Genomic DNA, 18,534 nt, shown 5'->3' with positions numbered 1-18,534 from the left:
AAATTTGCTTTTTTTTAAAAAAAATTAATAAAATAAGTCAAATAATTTATAAATGTAAAAAATGGATGAAAAAACATTTCATATTGTAAAGCTACTGGTATCTAATGCTCGATTATCCTTTAATGCCTTAGCCAAACGGGTTGATTTATCACCGCCGGCGGTAGCAGAGCGGGTTCGCCGCCTAGAACACACTGGAGTTCTGCTTGGCTATCATGCAAAGCTAGAGCGTAATGCAGTAGGTTTGCCGATCACCGCATTTGTACGGTTGAGCTGTAAAAGCGCAAAGTTTCAGGCAGTAACGCGTTTGGCACTAGAATTGCCGCAGGTTTTGGAATGCCATCACATTACTGGTGAAGCGTGCTTCCTCATAAAGCTCGCTGCTCCATCTATCGCGGAGCTCAAATCTTTGATTGAGCGCTTTCGGGAATACGGGCAGGCCGATAGCTCAGTTGTATTATCGTCAGTAGTAGAGCAAAAGCCGGTATTTGGGGTTCAGGAAGGTGAATGGGAGTAAGGACGGATGGCTATTACTGCTAAACCGAATTCATCACGGAGTAACGCTAAGGGTCGTTTCGACTATAAAATCCGGGTTGCGACCGCCGATGATGCTGAAGCTTTGTTTCACTTCGGGCGCGCACTCTTGTCTGAGACAGATTTTTTCTTGCGTAGTTCTGAGGAACGAGCCGGCTCGATAGACGAAATGCGGATGATCATCAATCGTTTTCAAGAATTACCGAGGCACTTACTTCTCAATGCGTGGAAGGGAAACTTTCCCGTTGGCGAGGCTGTTATAATGGGAGGTGAACTGCAGCGTAATCGTTATACCGCTACCGTGGGTGTCGGTGTATTGCAGGAGCATACGGGCAAGAAGTTAGGAAGAACGCTTATGGAGGGTCTCGAACATTTTGCGCATCATGCTGGCATCCATAGATTGGAGCTGACAGTTATGAGCCATAACGCACGAGCTTTGCGTCTTTATGAAAAAATGCAATATCGAATTGAAGGCATGCGCAGGGAGTCACTAAATGTAAATGGATCTTATGTAGACGAGTTTTCTATGTCGAAATTGCTCAGCGACAAGCTTTAAAGCAATATGTTTAGCATGGGCTTCATTACTGTTGCATATAACAAAAAATGAGCAAATCTCGTATGCTTTGCGGTTGTATTTTGATTTTCTCTCTATGATCATTCATTGAAAATTAGTGGCTTTCGTATTCTTGAAGAATGAGTCAATCCGCCGTATTTGAAAGTTGCAACGCTAGTCTTCATAGATTTATAAGTCCGCGGTCTGAAGAAATTAACTGTCATAAGAGAGGTGAATGAATGCTTTATGAAGGAGTGATTTCAGGCAATAGGCGGGCATTGGCCCAAGCGATCACATTATTAGAATCTACTAATCCCGATCACGAAACAGCGGCATCCGAGCTGTTGGCCAAGCTAACACCCCACTCCGGTAAGTCTATGCGAGTTGGCATATCGGGAGCGCCTGGGGCCGGAAAATCAACGTTTATCGAAAGTTTGGGACTTCACGTGCTTGCGCGAGAACATAAGTTAGCAGTATTAGCTGTTGACCCTACTTCAAAACGGAGCGGGGGTTCTATTCTTGGTGACAAAACACGCATGGAGGAACTTTCGAAAAACGATAATGCTTTTATACGGCCATCTCCAGCAGGAGGAGCACTTGGTGGAATTGGGAATCGTAGCCGCGAGGCTTTGGTAGCTTGTGAGGCTGCTGGGTTTGATGTGATTTTCGTAGAGACGGTAGGAGTAGGCCAATCAGAGACTGCTGTTGCAGATATGACCGATCTTTTTTTACTACTTCTCTCTCCAGCAGGAGGGGATGAATTGCAAGGTATGAAAAAGGGTATCGTTGAAATTGCGGATATTGTGTTGGTTAATAAGGCTGATGGAGATTTCAAAAAATCTGCATGCATTGCTGCTTCCAATTATCAGAGTGCAATTAGGATGCTACGGCCAAATGCAAATAATTGGGAGGTGCCAGTCCTTACGTGTTCTGCTCTGAATAACACCGGTATTGATGAGATATGGAAAGTTGCCGAAAAATGGCGAAGTGTAATGACGGCAGATGGCACGTTCGCGCGGGTTCGACAAAAACAAGCGGGAGTTTGGCTTTGGGATTCCATTCGTGAACGATTTGAACGCGAATTTCGCCTCGATATGGACAACGGTGATGAGCTGAATATTTTAGGTTCCAAGGTTGCCAACGGGGAAATGACGGCGCCTAATGCGGCCTTAGCCTTGATCCGTCGATTTCGTGGAGGAAAACCAGCTTGACTGGCTGGGTTCACTGCCCTAAAACGGCTTCCGAAGTAGCGAAAGAAGTCCCCATATTCCTTTGAATTTATGGTGAAGATGAGATGTCACGCCGTTGTATGATACTGGGAAAACGCGTTCAGGCTGGTAATAATGTGAGCCATGCGCATAACAAAACGAGGCGTCGGTACTTGCCAAATCTGCAAAATAGTTCGGTGTTAAGCGACATTCTTGGCGAAACTGTGCGCTTACGTGTTACACCAGCAGCGATTCGCACCATCGAGCATAAAGGCGGGCTAGATGCTTTTTTGTTGGGCACCCCCAATCGTAAATTAACGCCGGAGGCAAAAAGGCTGAAAAAACGATTAGAAAGAGCTGTTGCAAAACAAGCTAGGGATTGACCCGCTTTCCTCGAGTTGGGAAAGCAGACGTGAGCCGGCAAAAAATTTTGCATCAAGATAAAATTGGTGAAGAGTGCCACCCAAAAATATCGATTATAGTGGATTCGGCTTCAAAGTCACAGCGACGGACAAACGCACTCGTGCAAGATTGGGGTGCTTAACCACGCCGCACGGACAGTTAATGACCCCTGCATTCATTTTTTGTGCGACGAAAGCTGCGATACGTGCCGCGAGTCCGCGTGACCTCAAGTCCGCCAATGTCGAAATGATTCTCGCCAACACCTATCATCTTCTAGTCCAGCCCGGCCCAGACCTTGTCGCCAAGGCAGGTGGGCTTCACCAATTTATGGGATGGAACGGGCCTCTCTTAACCGATAGCGGTGGTTTTCAGATTTTTAGTCTTGGCAGCGGTGTCGGTGGCTCAGAAATCAAAAATAACAGAAGTGGGTCGGGGAATGTCCGAACGAATAAACTTCTTTTAAAGCTCGATGAGGAGGGCGCCGTATTCCGTTCGCCTAAAGATGGAGCACAACACACATTAACACCAGAATCCGTAATCAACATCCAGCGTAAATTAGGTCCTGATATTGCTGTCGTTTTAGATGAATGCACCCCTGTCAATGTTGAGCGCAAATACACTGAAAAATCGTTAAATCTTACACACAGATGGGCCAAGCGAAGCCTTGTTGAATTTGATCGTTGTCATGATGGAACGCAAGCCCTTTACGGTGTTGTGCAGGGTGGAGTCTACAAAGACTTAAGGTGTGAGGGTGCAGAGTTTATAGCTTCACTACCATTTTTTGGGCAAGCGGTTGGAGGGTGTTTGGGGGAACACAAAGAATCTATGTATGAAATCATTGAATATTCGATGGGGCCACTCTCAGCTGCAGCTCGGGGACGTCCCACACATTTACTGGGCATAGGCGGAGTACGAGACATCTGGGAGGGTGTCGGCATGGGGATTGATACTTTTGACTGTGTGACTCCTACCAGAATAGCTCGGCACGGGTGGGCATTGAAGAAGACGGCTGAGAGATTTCGGATTAATATCCGTAATGCGAGGTTTCGTGAGGACCAACGACCACTGGAGAGTGATTGTAGCTGCTACACTTGTATGAATTTTTCCCGTTCATATATACACCACCTCATTAAGGCCAATGAGATACTTGGGCTACAATTGCTCACTCAGCACAATATTGCTTTCATGAACCGTTTGATGGAGGTAATTCGAACTTCAATATCGCAGGGAATGTTTTTAGAGGTTAAAAAGGAATGGCTTCGGAATTGACGCCCGATATTTAATTCCTGCTTTTAATTAGTCTTAAAATTTCCGCTGCGGCGGCGGGAATATTCGTGCCTGGCCCGAAAATCGCTGCGGTTCCGGCCTTGTATAAGAATTCATAATCTTGAGGTGGGATGACACCACCGCAAATCACTAAAATGTCGTCTCCCCCCGTTTCTCGAAGAATTTTTATCAGCTGAGGTACGAGTGTTTTGTGGCCAGCAGCTTGTGAAGACACACCAATTATGTGAACATCACTTTCGATTGCCTGACGGGCAGCTTCCTCAGGAGTTTGAAAAAGCGGACCTACATCTACATCAAAACCAATATCTGCGAAAGCCGTAGCAATCACTTTAGCTCCTCGGTCATGCCCATCTTGTCCCATTTTTATCATCAATATTCGAGGACGACGTCCTTCACTAGTTTGAAAATATTCAATCTCAGACTGTATTTTTGCAAAGTTCTCATCGCCAGCATAAGCAGAACCGTAAACGCCGGAGATAGAGCGCACGGCGGCACGATGACGAGAAAACACTTTTTCACAGGCCTGAGAAATTTCACCAACCGTAGCTCGTGCACGTGCAGCTTCAATTGCTGAGGCCAGAAGATTACCGTTTTTGCTTTTTGCGACTTGTGTAAGTTTTTCGAGCGCGGTCTGGCAGAGATTGTTATCGCGATCGATACGAACACGCTCCAAGCGTTTTATTTGCGAGTCTCGAACTGAAGTATCATCGATATCTAATAACTCGACGGGATCCTTTCGGTCGGGTTTGTATTTGTTGACTCCAACAATTACCTCCTCACCTCGATCAATCCGAGCTTGTCGCGCTGCAGCTGCTTCTTCAATTCGTAGTTTGGGCATGCCAGCCTCAATCGCACTTGTCATTCCACCCAAATCCTCAACTTCTTCGATCAATTTCCGTGCGTGGGAGGCTACACTGGCAGTTAATGCTTCGACATAATAACTCCCTGCCAATGGATCTACTACTTTAGTTATTCCCGTTTCCTCCTGCAAAACTAGTTGAGTATTGCGCGCAATTCTCGATGAAAATTCACTCGGCAATGCCATCGCTTCATCAAAGCTATTAGTGTGAAGAGATTGCGTTCCGCCAAGTGCGCCTGCCATGGCCTCAATAGTTGTGCGGATAATATTATTGTAAGGATCCTGTTCAGTAAGGGTTACGCCGGATGTTTGGCAATGAGTACGGAGCATCAACGATTGTTCGGTTTTAGGTTGGAAATGTTTCTGCATTTGCTCTGCCCAGAGTAATCGAGCTGCACGGAGTTTAGCAATTTCCATAAAAAAGTTCATTCCAAGACAAAAGAAGAAAGAAAGCCGTGGTGCAAATTTATCTACGTCCAGCCCTTTTTTGACAGCCGCGCGCACGTACTCTATCCCATCTGCGATTGTAAAAGCTAATTCTTGCACACACGTTGCTCCCGCTTCTTGCATATGATAGCCAGAAATGGAAACGGAATTGAAACGCGGCATATTGCTTGAGGTATATTCAATTATATCGGCAACAATCTGCATCGATGGGGCTGGCGGATAGATGTATGTATTTCGGACCATAAACTCTTTCAAAATATCATTTTGAATGGTTCCAGATAGCTGTGCTGGCGCAACACCTTGCTCTTCTCCGGCAACTATAAAATTAGCAAGTACGGGAAGCACTGCGCCATTCATTGTCATTGAAACGCTCATTTTTTCTAATGGTATACCATCAAATAAAATCTTCATGTCCTCGACTGAGTCAATTGCGACACCTGCTTTTCCTACATCGCCAATCACCCGCGGATGATCGGAGTCATAGCCACGGTGGGTAGCGAGATCAAATGCTATGGATAAACCCATTTGTCCTGCAGCAAGACACTTACGATAAAACTGATTTGACTCCTCAGCCGTGGAAAAGCCCGCATACTGTCGAATTGTCCAAGGTTTTCCTGTATACATGGTCGCCCGAGGGCCCCGTATGAATGGTGGAAATCCAGGCATAGAATTTAGATGATCGAGTGAATCTAGGTCTGCAGCTGTGTAAAGAGATTTAATTGGCACACCCTCTGGGGTCGACCAGTTCAATGATTCTGTTGCACCGTCGCCCAATTCTTTTTGAGCGCGCCTTTCCCAATCGTCTTTTGTGCAAGTCTTAAATATATCGTTAGGTTTGGTCATATCTAGCTGTTTAGTAGTGCACTACTGAGTAAACAAAATTAGGCAAAATTTGGAATGAGGTATTTGAAGCGAAGTTTTGCACAAAACATTTGAAGATTGCATAGCTTTATTTACTTATCTATTCCTCTATCCTCCCACAAACTCGTGATTATATAAATCGCGTTCCCCAGAACGTGGGAGTTATTCCAGTTCTTGAGCAAAGACTATGAACTTCTCTCTCTTTAGCTTTCGAACCGGGCACTGTTTTGAGCTCAAAAGCATGAATACCACTCGTAATTAGAACTGAGTCTATACCTGCATTGCTTGCTCCCGCTATATCGTGATGAAGTGAGTCTCCGATCGCTACTATTTTTTGGGCGTTTGGTTCAAGTTCAAAGCATTTTTGATAAACGCTTAGATTTGGTTTTCCATGAATTTTAACGGCTCCCCCTAATTTGCTGTATGCATCTCCAACCTGCCCAGGGCACGGGCTTAGCTCTCCATTGGGGTCTATGCTGAGCATATCCGGATTGAGTATTACCATTGTTAAATTACATGCTTTAGCCTCAACAAGAACTGGCGTTAATTGTTCGATAGGTCCGACTGGTAAATCACCAACCAATAAAAAATCCGCCGACTTTACGCAATTAACTGGATTGAGGCTAAGGCCATCAAGGAAGTCCTCCCGCTGATCATCGCCGATTATAAAACACTTTGTGCCCAGTCGCTGATAAAAAGGATCGGTCTGATTTTTAATGGCCTCCCACGCTAGTTCGCCCGAGGTGAGTATGTGGTCATATAGGTCAGGTGTGATTCCAAATTTTTTTAAACCATCTGCACTAGCCGAAACTCGTCTTGAGGAATTAGATACCAAAATGATTTTTTTTCCGGCCGATTTTATTCTGGTCATTGCATTGACTGCACCTTGGTGCGCATTAGCACCATTATGCAAAACACCCCACTGATCAAGAATAAATAGGTCATATTTCCATCTCAGATCTGACACGACTTTTATATAACGGGGTTGGGTCATTTTATTGTGAAATGCAATTGTTTTAATTCGTTCATTCTAAACTACGCGCAGTTCCGGAGGTTTGGAATTATCGCTTGGATTTTTACTCATGCGGGGTTCGCCGAAAAGATAACCTTGTCCTAAATCGATATTAAAATCGAGCAAATCAATAAGCTCTTGTTCTGTCTCTATGCCATCTACGATTAGATCAATACCTGCTTCATCAAGGGATGTTTTCATATTTTGAATAGACTCAGATGTAGCCATTATATTTTTTTTCAAAAGATTTTTTACATGGATCTTTACAAATCGAAATCCAAGCCGTGCCAAACCATTAGGATCAAAAGTTAAATCAGTAACCTCATTCATGCACAGTCTGTAACCAACGTTTACCAATCGCTGAAGGTCTTGGCCCGTGTCATCTGCTCGGGCGGCTAGCTCGGCTTGGGAAAGCTGAAACACCACACACGGTGCCATGTTTCGATTAATCTCAAGATACTCTATGAACCCTGATAAAAATTTTTGATCACTAAACGTGTCAGCCGAAATATTACAAAAAAATGCAGTTGAGTAATTTTGTTTGTGCGCGTTCTGCAGTAACTGCACGCTTCGAAAAAGAAGCATGTTATCAATCGCAAGGCTAAGATTTTTCTCTTTGGCCGCTCCTTCATACTGTAGCGGAGAAATGACTTCGCCGTCGGCTGATCGGATATATATGAAACTTTCGAAAAATCGTCGCTTACGTTGTGGTAGAGTAACAATGGGCTGAAGATGTAGGTCTACTCGATTATGCCGCAGGGCATCGCGCATAATTTCCACTAAAAGATCGCGGCTTATATCTTTCACATCTCGGGCCCCGACGCTAGGTGATCCAAATCCCTCCTCGGTAGTGGGGTCAACATCGAGTGATGCCGCCGTAATTGGTCGGATTTCAGTATTGCCAGAGGAATAGAGCTGCTCGACGAGTCCATGCAGAACCTTAACCTCGGATGCAACTTCGTCAATGTCGCCCGGCGTCTGTGTGGTCTTACCTCTTGATTTGAAATTTTCCAGTGCTTCGTAAACACGCCTTAGCTCGTCTCTGTTGCGTTCTAAATCTTTTTGATTTTGGTTGTACGCTTTTCGCAGCACGATAAGGCGTCTCACAGCCTGCCTTTCATTAGCAGTCCGAGATGATATTTCCTGAATAAGACCTCCGGCTAAGATAAATAGCAACCCGAAAAGTATTGTGGTGGAATAACTTAGCCCGGTAACAAATTTAGGTAGAACGAACATTGCAGCAACTGACGCTGCGGAATAGCAACTAAAGATAATAGCGTGAACTTGGATCGACATGCGTAGATGCTTCATGGTTGGTTGTTATTACTGCAGAATCAATTAGAGGTTACGCAGCGTTTAGGTCGGGGGCAAGTGCTGTAGTTTATTTTGCTTGGCTACCGACTGCATCAGCTACGCAACTAAAGTCATCCTGCTTCAGCATAGACGCAAGTTCATCTTTAATTCTGCGCACTAATTTGGGACCGTGGTAAATAAGCCCGGTGTAGAGCTGGACAAGTGATGCGCCAGCACAAATCTTTTCATACGCGTCCCTGCCTGACGCTATGCCGCCTACGCCGATCAAGGCAATTTTACCTTCCGTACGAAAATACATCTCTGAGAGCAACTCTGTCGAGGGGGCCAATAATGGTCTCCCACTGAGTCCTCCAGTTTCTGTTTTAAGAGGATTTTTTAAGCCGGCATTGCGTTCTATGGTCGTGTTGGAGACAATTAATCCCGCAATGCCAGAGTTAATAGCAACATCTGCGATGTCGGCTCGTTCTTCTTCCGTGAGATCAGGTGCTATTTTCACAAAGACCGGTTTCCTTTTTTTGTTCATAGCCTTCAACACTGACTCGATTAGGCAATGTAACGTATCTTTACTTTGCAATGATCTGAGGCCCGGTGTGTTCGGGGAGGAAACATTGATGGTAAGATAATCACAGAATTGAGACACCCCTTCGGCACCGGTTATATAATCGGAGATCGGGTCCGTGGAAGCCTTGTTGTGTCCTATATTTGCACCCACAACGCCGGTATTTATTTTGTGCGCTTGGAGACGTTTTGTAAAAGCCGGAAGTCCCTGATTATTGAAGCCAAGCCGATTGATGATTGCTTCGTCTTCCGGTAGCCGAAAAACACGTGGTTTAGTGTTACCCTCCTGCGGTTTTGGCGTAACTGTACCTGTTTCGACAAATCCAAACCCTGCTTTTAGCATTGGACTGATAACTTCTGCGTTCTTGTCAAAGCCTGCTGCTAAGCCTACTGGGTTTTCAAAGGAGAGGCCGGCAACTTTAATTGCGAGGGACTTTTGATCTGAATAAGGATCGGAGGGTCCAAAACCCAGTTTTAAGGCGAGAAGGGTAAGGTGGTGAGCACGTTCCGGATTTATTTGGCGCAGAAATGGCATAATTGTGGATGGCATATCCATTTTAATCACTCCAAATTAGGGAATATGTGCAAGCCGTCTTTTCCCAAACACAGTGGTGCAACCCATTCAACATACGATGGATCTAAATGCGCATAGAGATGGGGAAATAATTTCCCTCCACGAGTGGTCTCCCACTTCAACGCTGTGCCCAGTTTGTAGTCAAAAACCGCAATCAACAGAAGATCTGCAATGCCCTGGTAATGTAATTTTGCACTTATTTTTATCTCTTCGGCAATAGAAAAGTGAATGAATCCTTCTTTGTCGAAGGTGTCTCCTCCTTTGTAAAAGCCTAAATCTTGTGCAGCCCGCCAATCAGGCTCATGAGCGATGTGATAAATTATTGTCATAGGAATACGAGTAAAATAATTCTTCCCAAAAGCCTAGGTCGTATCTCTTCTTCGATGTAACATTGCACGAGCAAATTACAATTATTTACCGAAAATAATACAGAGAAATAGATGGTTAGTTTGTTTGATTTACCTTTAGAAATGCTTATCCCTAAAATAACAAATGATCCCTCTATGAGAGATAGGGTGATTGAAACTGCAGTCTCACGGTATCGAGAACATGAAGAAACTTTGTGTGCCTACCGTCATTGGTCGCCAGCGAGCAACCAAAAACCAGGGATCTTAAGCGGGATTCCGATTTCAATCAAAGACCTGTTTGGTTTGAATGGCTTTGAAACATATGCCGGCACGCCCCATCCGCTGCCTAAGAAATGGTGTTTTGAAGGGGAAGTGATTCTTAGTTTGAGAAATGCTGGCGCCGTGTTTATGGGCAAAACACATATGGTCGAATTTGCCTTCGGTGGTTTGGGTACAAACCCCCATTGGCCAACACCAGTGAATCCATGGAGTATTGATGAACCTCATGTATCAGGTGGTTCGAGCTCTGGCTCGGGTGTCAGCATACAAGAGGGCTCTGCGTTAGCCGCGTTAGGAAGCGACACTGCTGGGTCTGTGCGAGTACCAGCTAGTTTCACCGGAACCGTGGGATTAAAGACCACAAAAAACCGTTGGTCGACTAAAGGTCTCGTTCCGCTCAGTCATTCTTTAGATACCCCTGGCGTAATTACTCGATCAGTTTCTGACGCAGTAGTGATGTTTTCGGTCATTGACCCGGAGACTAATATCCCATTTGATCAATTTTTGATGAACCTGCGCTCACACGACGTATTGGGATTGAAGATGGGAATATGCAGTTGGTTCTTTGATAGTTGTGACACGAACATAGGAGAAGTGGCGCTTAGAGCGACGTGCGCTATTGAAAAGCGGGGAGCAAGTTTATCAGAAATAAGTCCTCGTGCGATTTCTGAGGCGGGAGAGATCTTCTCTCGGGGCGGACTTGCGGCATCAGAGTTTGCGGCGCTAATCAACACGGAATTCCCTGACTGGAAAGATACGTTAGACCCAAACGTAAAGTCCCGGTTTGAGAAGATGGCGAATATCTCCGCCTCTGATTACGACAAACGGTTACAACGATTGATGCTACTTGCAAAAGAAATTGATCAGACCCTAGTGGATGTTGATGTTTTGGTCGGGCCCACAGTTCCAATAAGCCCGCCAACAATTCGTGAGGTTACGGAGCCACAATTATATCGAAAATTGAACATGAGGGCGCTTCGCAATACTTCTATCGTGAACTTGTTAGATTTATGTGCGATTACAATTCCTGTAGGGTTAGACGCGAAAGGATTCCCCGTAGGACTTCAATTTATCGGCCGTAAAGGAGAAGACAAAAAGCTCCTTTCGGTAGCATTAGCAGCTGAACGTATACTTGGACTAGCTGATGAACTGATGGGGAAAGCGCCGTTGGTCAAAGATTAGTTTATTCCTTAGGTTTCATCTGTCTCAGCTAGTATTTCGCGAATTAATTTGACTGTCTCCGAAACTCCGTACAGCTCTATGAAAGAACCCATGCGTGGTCCCTCCTCTTGTCCGAAAAGCACCTCGTAGCAAGCCTTAAACCAATACCGCAGATTTTCGAAACCGCTTTCTTTACCTGCTTGGAACACTTTATTCTGCAAGTCTTTTGCGGATGTATCAGGGCCCACGCTCTCTAGCATCTTTGCAAGGTTATGTAAGGCCTTACGTTCTTGTTCTGTAGGACTCCGGAATTTCTTGGTAGGTTTGACAAAGTCTTTGTAGTAGCGGATTGAATATTCCACTAACGCATCTAATGTGGGATTCATCTCTGGGTTAGCGTTTGGTGCATAACGAGTGATGAAACCCCACAAAACAGCCTTGTCTTCTGTATTACACACACTCGCCAAGTTTAATAAAATCGTGAAGGTTAAGGGGGAGTCATTTTCTGGAGGAGCTCCTCCGTGGATATGCCATGCAGGGTTTTCAAATTGTTGGCTTGGTGTTTCTGAGAAGAATTTATTCAGACAATTTAAATATTCGTCTACGTTGCGGGGGATGATATCGAAATGAAGTCGCTTTGCGGATTTGGGTTTCTGATACATGAATAAAGAGAGAGACTCCTGGGGAGCATAATTCAGCCATTCGTCAATCGTTAGGCCGTTGCCACGTGATTTTGAGATTTTTTCTCCATGCTCATCAAGAAATAGTTCATAGGTAAGATTTTGGGGAGGTTTGCCGCCTAACTCCCTAGTGATATGGCCCGATTGCTGAACCGAGCTTAATAAGTCTTTGCCTGACATTTCATAGTCAACTTCAAATGTATACCACCTCATTGCCCAGTCTGGTTTCCATTGCAGCTTGCATTTGCCACCCGTGACCTCAGTTTCGATCTTTTTTCCATCAGCTCGAAGATATACGATTGTGTTTGCACTGGGGTCTGTCTCGAGGACAGGGACTTGCAGTACGTGATCGGTTTCAGGGCAAATTGGCAGAAATGGGCTGTAAGTCTTTCTACGTTCCTCTCCAAGCGTTGGCAGCATTATACTCATTACTTTGTCATAGACTTCCAGCATGCGGCATAGGGCGGCATCAAACTCCCCCGTGCAGTAACTCTCGGTTGCACTCTTGAATTCGTAGTCAAATCCAAAGTGATCAAGAAATTCCCTTAGCTTATTGTTATTATGGTGGGCAAAACTCTCATGCGTGCCGAATGGATCTGGAACTTTTGTTAGCGATTTATGTAGGTGTGCTTGTAGCATTTCCTTTTTTGGAAGATTTTCCGGCACCTTACGAAATCCATCCATATCATCTGAGAAAGCAATCAGCTTCGTTGGAATGTCTGAAATTTGTTGAAAAGCTTGCCGTACCATTGCCGTGCGCTGCACCTCTCCAAATGTACCAATGTGTGGTAAGCCAGATGGCCCGTAGCCAGTTTCGAAAAGGACGTAGCCCTTTTCAGGCGTTTTTTTCTTGATACGCTTGAGGAGACGGCGTGCCTCGTCGAAAGGCCATGCTTTGGCCTTTTCTGAAATTTCTCTATTAATAATCATGTTTTACTCCACTAATTACTGGACAGTATGAAGGAGACGCGCTGGCGTCAATGTGGATTCGTTTTTCAATTTTTCATGGAGTGTCGTTATAATAAGAGTAATGGTTACGAATAAACCTTTCCGACTAGAAGAAGCACCAATTCTTGTTGCTGGAGTTGCTTCCGCAGTTTGGCTGACAAAAGACGGCGAAATTCGGGAACTGTCTTTGAAGGATGCAAGATCACGAATCATTCGAGGTAAAAGACCAATCTTGTGTCATATGCCTGTTGTGGCAGGTCGGTTAGGCCTCAATCTATTTGAAGCATTCGATGTTCTCGAATTATTCGCATTCGTTTTGCCGGCTACATTTACGATACCGACCCCAACCGGCCTGGCCAGAACACTAAAACTACCTTTGCCTAAATCGCTACCGGAAGAGGCCTCTATCTTGCGAAGTGTTACTTTGAATTTGTTTAGGCAATTTGCGGAGTTGCCTAGTTCCAATTTGGCCGAACTAATTGACACAATGGCTATGGGTGGTTGGTCTTGGGGGGAGTCACTACTTGCAACGTTAAAAGTTAATAACAACCCAACAAAATCAGGTGCCGGACTAAAAATCTGGACACAGCTTCCCGAGTGGTCGGAATATGCGCCAACGGTTCCTCCTAGTGACAAAGGCGTTGATCCTGTTGAGGCGCGCGAGCGGTTAAGGCAATTGGTAGGGGTTGAGTCAGAAGACCGACCGAGTCAAGCTGACTATGCCTCCGCTACATCTGCTGCGTTTCAACCCAGCGTAAACGGAGGTGCTCCGACTATGATATTGGCAGAGGCTGGAACTGGTGTTGGAAAAACCCTAGGTTATTTGGCACCGGCCAGCCTCTGGGCTGAAAAAAATGAATTCCCTGTTTGGATCTCGACTTATAGCCGTAATCTCCAACACCAAATTGATCAAGAGTTGTGCAAGCTCTTTCCCATTAGTTCGGAGAGGGCGCGGCAAGTTGTCGTTCGTAAGGGGCGAGAAAACTATCTTTGCCTATTAAACTTTGAGGATTCAGTAAAACAAGTAACCATTCGTAAAAGAGATGCAATCGGCCTCGGATTATTAGCGCGCTGGGCTTTGGTGAGCCGAGATGGGAGTATGACCGGTGGAGACTTCCCAGCTTGGCTTATAGACCTTGTAGGACGCCAGCATACTCTCGACCTTGCCGACCGGCGAGGTGAGTGTGTATACGGAAGTTGCGCCCATTATGGAAAATGTTTCATTGAGAAAAATATTCGGGAAGCTCGTCGGGCAACTTTGGTAATCGCCAACCATGCGCTTGTGATGGCCAATGCCACCCGGGGTCGTTTCTCTGGTGCTAGATCTCCAACGCGGATGGTCTTTGATGAAGGGCATCATATTTTTGATGCAGCTGACAGTGCGTTTTCCGCATATTTAAGCGGTCGCGAAACAGCCGAGCTCCGTCGATGGCTTCGGGGTGCTGAGCTGGGGACACGGAGCCGTGCGCGGGGTCTAAAGCTACGCATCGAGGGGTTGATATCGGATGATGATAATTTAATGTCGTGTCTTGAAAAGGTATTGAAGGCTGCGCGGTCTTTGCCGGGAGAGGGTTGGCATCAACGCTGTGTCGATGCGCGCCCGGTTGGCCCTGCCGAAGCATTTTTATGTCAAATACGATCTTATGTTTACAGTCGTAGCCAGGACTCTAAAAGTCCGTATAATCTCGAATGCGATACAATAGAATTGTCAGATGATTTCCTTGAAGCGGCGTCAAAACTCGAGGGCGATCTTTACCTATTAGAGAGGCCACTAAGAGAACTTCGACGAAGTCTCGAGTCAAAGCTCGATGATCAAGCAAGTGAGCTGGACACAAAAAGTCGCAATCGAATAGAAGGATTGGTGCAATCGATCCTTTACCGCGGTGAACAGCCTGTATCCGTGTGGCGCGACATGCTGGCATCCCTCAACTCTGAGCTGGAAAATGTTAGCGAGCGGTTTGCCGAGTGGCTAAGTGTTGAACGATTAGATGGGCGTGATTTTGATGTTGGTATGCACCGCCATTGGATTGACCCAACAATACCTTTCGCCGAACAAGTTGTGGGGCCAGCACACGGAGTCTTGGTAACCTCTGCAACTCTTCGCGATGGCACAGGCGACGCGGACTTCGACTGGCAAACTGCGGAGATGCGAACCGGTGCGTGCCATAATCTCAAAGCGGCCATCAGAGCAGAGGTTCCCTCCCCATTTGATTATGGTGCATTGACTCGAGTTTTTATTATTAAAGATGTTCGGAAGGATAAGCTTGATCAGGTGGCGGCAGCTTATCGAGAACTATTCATTGCCGCAGGGGGGGGAGGGCTTGGCTTATTCACAGCTATTAGCCGGCTGCGAGCAGTTTATAAACGCATCATAGGAACACTCGACGCTGAAGGTCTAGCTTTGTATTCTCAGCATATAGATCGGTGGAACCTTCCCACATTAGTGGATATTTTCCGTGCAGAAAAAAATTCATGTTTGCTTGGTACTGATGCGGTGCGTGACGGTGTGGACGTGCCGGGAGAGAGCCTGCGGATGATTGTTTTTGATCGGGTGCCTTGGCCACGCCCCACAATACTTCATCGCGCTCGGCGAAGCTTTTTCGGGAAGAAACAATATGACGATATGATTACACGATTCCGTTTGAAGCAAGCCTACGGCCGTTTGGTGCGTAGGGCCGACGATCGTGGCGTATTTGTCATGCTTGATCCGATGACGCCGTCTCGATTGTTAGGAGCTTTTCCAGCCGGCGTTGAAGTGCAGCCAGTTGGATTAGCGGAAGCAGTGGCTGAAACACGAAAGTTTTTTAATAATAATAAAAAACTTTCTGCACAGGCTTGACGCGCAAATTAGGCGGCCGGAACTCTCCGACGTGGACGTTCTCCCAAGAGCATCTTGAGAGCGTCAGCAAATTCACCAGTCCTTTCGCCGAGTCCAGTGAAGAACCCAAGGTCTGTTGCAAGCATTTTGGGAATGACCTCATGTACCAAAATTTTTCCCCGTTTTGTGAGGGTTAACTGGATCGCGCGTCCATCTCTCTCATGTTTGTCGCGTTTCAGAAGCTTGCGTTTTTCTAACGACCGAACAACTTGTGACGTCATCATAGAATCAGCTCCACAATGATGGGCTAATTCGGATTGCTTAATTGATTCAGAAGCCGACGACATCTCCTCCAATCCCGCTAAAAGTAGAAGCTGAACCGGAGTTATGTTGTGGGCTGTTAGAACAGATTTTTGTTCTTTTTGCCACTTGTTTACTACTCGCCAGATTAGAAATCCGATATTTTCGGCTGTCATACTTTTATGACTTGATGCAGGCAAATATTCCATTTTACTAGTTTATAAGTGCGCATGGCTTTTGGCTAGCACCAAATGTGGTTTTTTTATTCCATTGCTGATTAAAATCGCACAAGGTCCTTCTCTTGTCCCGCACCAAAAATTTTTCAGAGTTATTTTGCAACTTGGCATTTTAAAAAAATTATTAGAGGCAGTTGGCAAGAGTATTTTTGAATGCCATATCTTGAGTATTAATCGTGCTCCGGCATAAAAACTATGTGTCGACATATCGAATAAGTTTTTGAGTCAAAGAAGTGTGCACGTAATGTCAACAGCGTGTTTTCTTGTAAAATGACTTGGATATTTTCAGGGCATTCATTTATGGAGAGGAGTTAATGGATACAGGCGTAAAACCAATAGCTTCTTGGCTGTACGTTTGCGCAGCAATGGTGGTTGCCATGATGTTGATAGGTGCGGCTACACGGTTAACAGAATCTGGACTTTCAATGGTAGAATGGCGCCCGCTTTTTGGATGGTTGCCCCCAATGACTGAGGCAGAGTGGAATCGCATCTTTGAGCTTTATCGGCAAACCTCTGAGTATCGTATCCAGCACTATGGGATGGAGCTGCCAGCCTTTAAAACCATCTTTTGGTGGGAATATATACATAGAGTTTGGGGCCGACTGATTGGCTTAGTATTCGTCTTGCCCCTTTTGTGGTTCGCAGCGAAACGGCGGCTACCACGGCACCTCACCCCGCACCTAATCTTGCTTCTTTTTCTCGGCGGTATGCAGGGATTCGTTGGTTGGTGGATGGTAAAAAGTGGTTTCGTCGACCGGGAAGATGTAAGTCAGTATCGTCTTGTAGCTCACTTGTCTGTGGCCTTATTAATCTTGGCCTACCTTATTTGGCTAGCTGTGGGGCTTAACCTTAATAGTAAACAAAAAGAGGAGCTCAGTAGAAAATGGCCGGTATGGGTGATTTTCACAATTTTTCTCTTAACCATAATATCCGGCGGTTTTGTTGCCGGACTTAATGCAGGGGTGATATATTCCGATTGGCCATCCATGGGCGGTACGTTTATGCCGTCAGATTACAACACATCAAGTATTTGGTGGCTAAACGCATTTGAAAACCCGGCCGCCGCCCAATTTCACCATCGTTTATTGGCGTATTGCAGTGTCGCAGCTGCATTGTGGTTTTGTTGGATTATCCATCGACAAGAAATTGATCCAAAATGGTTGAGATTATCAAAAGTTGTAGCAGCCGTCGCTGTTCTCCAACTAATTCTTGGGATTGCGACCTTGTTGTCTGTAGTGCCAACCGGATTAGGTGTTATTCATCAGTTGGGCGCCATCACACTATTTTGCCTTGCCGTTCTGAGCCTGCGGTTAGCTTATCTGTAATCGCTAACAACTTAAATTATTGTCCAACCAAAAAATATTAATAACTGTTGTGTTTGAGGACAGCGCTAGTGTGCCAAAAACATAAAAAATTTGGGAAACTTTTTCACTCTTAATTTTTTTGCAAAGTAGGCAGTATTAAAATCGATCTGGGTTGGTGCGAATGGTTCAGCATTACAATTAAAAAAAGTTATTCGTGTGGAAGCAACCTGTGATTTTTGTATTTGGCCCAAATATTTTACTCAAGAAAGGTTAGGTTTGCACTTGTTCAAGCCGTTTGTTTATTAGCATCAAATGTCTGATTTTTTAGACCGATTGCCAAGCGCTATCGTGCAATCGGCAGGCTGATGCCGTCGATGTCATTGTCTCGTTTCGAACCGTGATCTGTGTTCGGAGATGACGACAGGTTCGGCCTTGCTTATCTACGAATTCTTGAGTCGGCACGAAACTGCCGTGATTGCCCGTCTTGTTGTCACGCCAGATTATTGTCTCTCCTATGTCTGCATTCTCTAAGCTTCGATAAGCTGCATCATTCAAAGCTTGTTTTTCCTCTGGCAGTAATTCCTGAGCCAGGTAGTAGCCTGCTGCTGCTCCCGCTGAACCGAGTAAAAACATAGCAAGTGCCCCGCCAGTGCCCACCCCGTAGAGCTCGGCCGCGAGTAATGCTCCTGCACCTGAGCCAACAATCGTTGCCCCGGCAATTTTGTTATCGCGATCGGTGAGAACTTGGCAGCCAGAAATGTATAGTGTAATCGTGCCGGCCACAATGATGGACTTTATTATTTTCACATCGAAGCTCCAAAGTAGAAAGAATTCGAGATTTTAGAATGCAGAAGT

The 18,534-nt window shown here is 45.5% G+C and carries 16 protein-coding genes; 8 read left to right on the top strand and 8 right to left on the bottom strand.

Translation table 11 applies throughout. The features are described from left to right. The first annotated feature begins 61 nt into the window (after positions 1-61). The 5 genes from VX941_01860 (at position 62) to tgt (ending at position 3,963) form a co-directional block, all read left to right on the top strand. Positions 62-514, top strand: coding sequence for an Lrp/AsnC family transcriptional regulator (locus tag VX941_01860; GenBank protein ID MEE2932151.1), 453 nt, complete (start codon positions 62-64; stop codon positions 512-514). Between the two features lie 6 nt (positions 515-520). Continuing rightward, a complete protein-coding gene (locus tag VX941_01855; protein ID MEE2932150.1) occupies positions 521-1,087 on the top strand; it encodes a GNAT family N-acetyltransferase in 567 nt (188 codons plus the stop codon). 236 nt (positions 1,088-1,323) lie between these two features. After that, entirely contained in the window at positions 1,324-2,295 is a 972-nt protein-coding gene (gene meaB / locus VX941_01850; protein ID MEE2932149.1) for a methylmalonyl Co-A mutase-associated GTPase MeaB, read from the top strand. 83 nt (positions 2,296-2,378) lie between these two features. Beyond that, on the top strand, positions 2,379-2,675 hold the full coding sequence (gene rpmB, locus VX941_01845; protein MEE2932148.1) for a 50S ribosomal protein L28: 297 nt from the start codon (positions 2,379-2,381) through the stop codon (positions 2,673-2,675). Positions 2,676-2,748: 73 nt separating this feature from the next. Continuing rightward, positions 2,749-3,963 carry a tRNA guanosine(34) transglycosylase Tgt gene (gene tgt / locus VX941_01840; GenBank protein ID MEE2932147.1) on the top strand — a complete coding sequence of 405 codons (1,215 nt, stop codon included), beginning with the start codon at positions 2,749-2,751 and terminating at the stop codon, positions 3,961-3,963. Between the two features lie 10 nt (positions 3,964-3,973). Here the strand turns inward: tgt and scpA are convergent, their stop codons facing one another. From scpA to VX941_01815, 5 genes are all read right to left on the bottom strand, one after another. Further along, positions 3,974-6,130 (bottom strand): methylmalonyl-CoA mutase, encoded by a 2,157-nt coding sequence (gene scpA, locus VX941_01835; GenBank protein MEE2932146.1) that lies wholly within the window; start codon positions 6,128-6,130, stop codon positions 3,974-3,976. Between the two features lie 148 nt (positions 6,131-6,278). After that, complete coding sequence (locus VX941_01830; protein MEE2932145.1) at positions 6,279-7,142, bottom strand: TIGR01459 family HAD-type hydrolase; 864 nt, start codon at positions 7,140-7,142, stop codon at positions 6,279-6,281. A gap of 36 nt (positions 7,143-7,178) precedes the next feature. Next, on the bottom strand, positions 7,179-8,456 hold the full coding sequence (locus VX941_01825) for an EAL domain-containing protein (GenBank protein ID MEE2932144.1): 1,278 nt from the start codon (positions 8,454-8,456) through the stop codon (positions 7,179-7,181). A gap of 85 nt (positions 8,457-8,541) precedes the next feature. After that, on the bottom strand, positions 8,542-9,588 hold the full coding sequence (locus tag VX941_01820; protein MEE2932143.1) for a quinone-dependent dihydroorotate dehydrogenase: 1,047 nt from the start codon (positions 9,586-9,588) through the stop codon (positions 8,542-8,544). A 5-nt stretch (positions 9,589-9,593) separates the two neighbouring features. Beyond that, on the bottom strand, positions 9,594-9,935 hold the full coding sequence (locus tag VX941_01815) for a DUF952 domain-containing protein (GenBank protein ID MEE2932142.1): 342 nt from the start codon (positions 9,933-9,935) through the stop codon (positions 9,594-9,596). Positions 9,936-10,046: 111 nt separating this feature from the next. Here VX941_01815 and VX941_01810 point away from each other — a divergent pair, with 111 nt between their 5' ends. Then, positions 10,047-11,414 (top strand): amidase, encoded by a 1,368-nt coding sequence (locus VX941_01810; GenBank protein MEE2932141.1) that lies wholly within the window; start codon positions 10,047-10,049, stop codon positions 11,412-11,414. An 8-nt stretch (positions 11,415-11,422) separates the two neighbouring features. Here the strand turns inward: VX941_01810 and VX941_01805 are convergent, their stop codons facing one another. After that, positions 11,423-13,003: a lysine--tRNA ligase gene (locus VX941_01805; GenBank protein ID MEE2932140.1), complete on the bottom strand. Its 1,581-nt coding sequence runs from the start codon at positions 13,001-13,003 to the stop codon at positions 11,423-11,425. Positions 13,004-13,103: 100 nt separating this feature from the next. On the opposite strand from VX941_01805, the gene VX941_01800 reads away from it, so the two are divergent. Next, positions 13,104-15,860, top strand: a complete 2,757-nt coding sequence (locus tag VX941_01800; protein ID MEE2932139.1) for an ATP-dependent DNA helicase — start codon at positions 13,104-13,106, stop codon at positions 15,858-15,860. An 8-nt stretch (positions 15,861-15,868) separates the two neighbouring features. Here the strand turns inward: VX941_01800 and VX941_01795 are convergent, their stop codons facing one another. Next, positions 15,869-16,315, bottom strand: a complete 447-nt coding sequence (locus tag VX941_01795) for a MarR family transcriptional regulator (GenBank protein ID MEE2932138.1) — start codon at positions 16,313-16,315, stop codon at positions 15,869-15,871. Positions 16,316-16,689: 374 nt separating this feature from the next. Between VX941_01795 and VX941_01790 the strand changes: the two genes are divergently transcribed. After that, complete coding sequence (locus tag VX941_01790) at positions 16,690-17,700, top strand: COX15/CtaA family protein (GenBank protein ID MEE2932137.1); 1,011 nt, start codon at positions 16,690-16,692, stop codon at positions 17,698-17,700. A 303-nt stretch (positions 17,701-18,003) separates the two neighbouring features. Here the strand turns inward: VX941_01790 and VX941_01785 are convergent, their stop codons facing one another. Next, positions 18,004-18,486 carry a hypothetical protein gene (locus tag VX941_01785; GenBank protein MEE2932136.1) on the bottom strand — a complete coding sequence of 161 codons (483 nt, stop codon included), beginning with the start codon at positions 18,484-18,486 and terminating at the stop codon, positions 18,004-18,006. Positions 18,487-18,534 lie beyond the last annotated feature (48 nt).

The organism is Pseudomonadota bacterium, assembly GCA_036339585.1.
Classification (GTDB): Bacteria; Pseudomonadota; Alphaproteobacteria; order UBA8366; family UBA8366; genus UBA8366.
Note: the sequence above shows the minus strand (reverse complement) of the source record. Positions and strands in the feature narration are given on the sequence as shown.

Bases quoted from the DNA above. Each gene is read 5' to 3' on its own strand.
- VX941_01860 (MEE2932151.1), top strand. From the start codon at position 62: ATGGATGAAAAAACATTTCATATTGTAAAGCTACTGGTATCTAATGCT.
- VX941_01855 (MEE2932150.1), top strand. From the start codon at position 521: ATGGCTATTACTGCTAAACCGAATTCATCACGGAGTAACGCTAAGGGT.
- meaB (MEE2932149.1), top strand. From the start codon at position 1,324: ATGCTTTATGAAGGAGTGATTTCAGGCAATAGGCGGGCATTGGCCCAA.
- rpmB (MEE2932148.1), top strand. From the start codon at position 2,379: ATGTCACGCCGTTGTATGATACTGGGAAAACGCGTTCAGGCTGGTAAT.
- scpA (MEE2932146.1), bottom strand. From the start codon at position 6,130: ATGACCAAACCTAACGATATATTTAAGACTTGCACAAAAGACGATTGG.
- VX941_01830 (MEE2932145.1), bottom strand. From the start codon at position 7,142: ATGACCCAACCCCGTTATATAAAAGTCGTGTCAGATCTGAGATGGAAA.
- VX941_01825 (MEE2932144.1), bottom strand. From the start codon at position 8,456: ATGTCGATCCAAGTTCACGCTATTATCTTTAGTTGCTATTCCGCAGCG.
- VX941_01820 (MEE2932143.1), bottom strand. From the start codon at position 9,588: ATGGATATGCCATCCACAATTATGCCATTTCTGCGCCAAATAAATCCG.
- VX941_01815 (MEE2932142.1), bottom strand. From the start codon at position 9,935: ATGACAATAATTTATCACATCGCTCATGAGCCTGATTGGCGGGCTGCA.
- VX941_01810 (MEE2932141.1), top strand. From the start codon at position 10,047: ATGGTTAGTTTGTTTGATTTACCTTTAGAAATGCTTATCCCTAAAATA.
- VX941_01805 (MEE2932140.1), bottom strand. From the start codon at position 13,003: ATGATTATTAATAGAGAAATTTCAGAAAAGGCCAAAGCATGGCCTTTC.
- VX941_01800 (MEE2932139.1), top strand. From the start codon at position 13,104: ATGGTTACGAATAAACCTTTCCGACTAGAAGAAGCACCAATTCTTGTT.
- VX941_01795 (MEE2932138.1), bottom strand. From the start codon at position 16,315: ATGACAGCCGAAAATATCGGATTTCTAATCTGGCGAGTAGTAAACAAG.
- VX941_01790 (MEE2932137.1), top strand. From the start codon at position 16,690: ATGGATACAGGCGTAAAACCAATAGCTTCTTGGCTGTACGTTTGCGCA.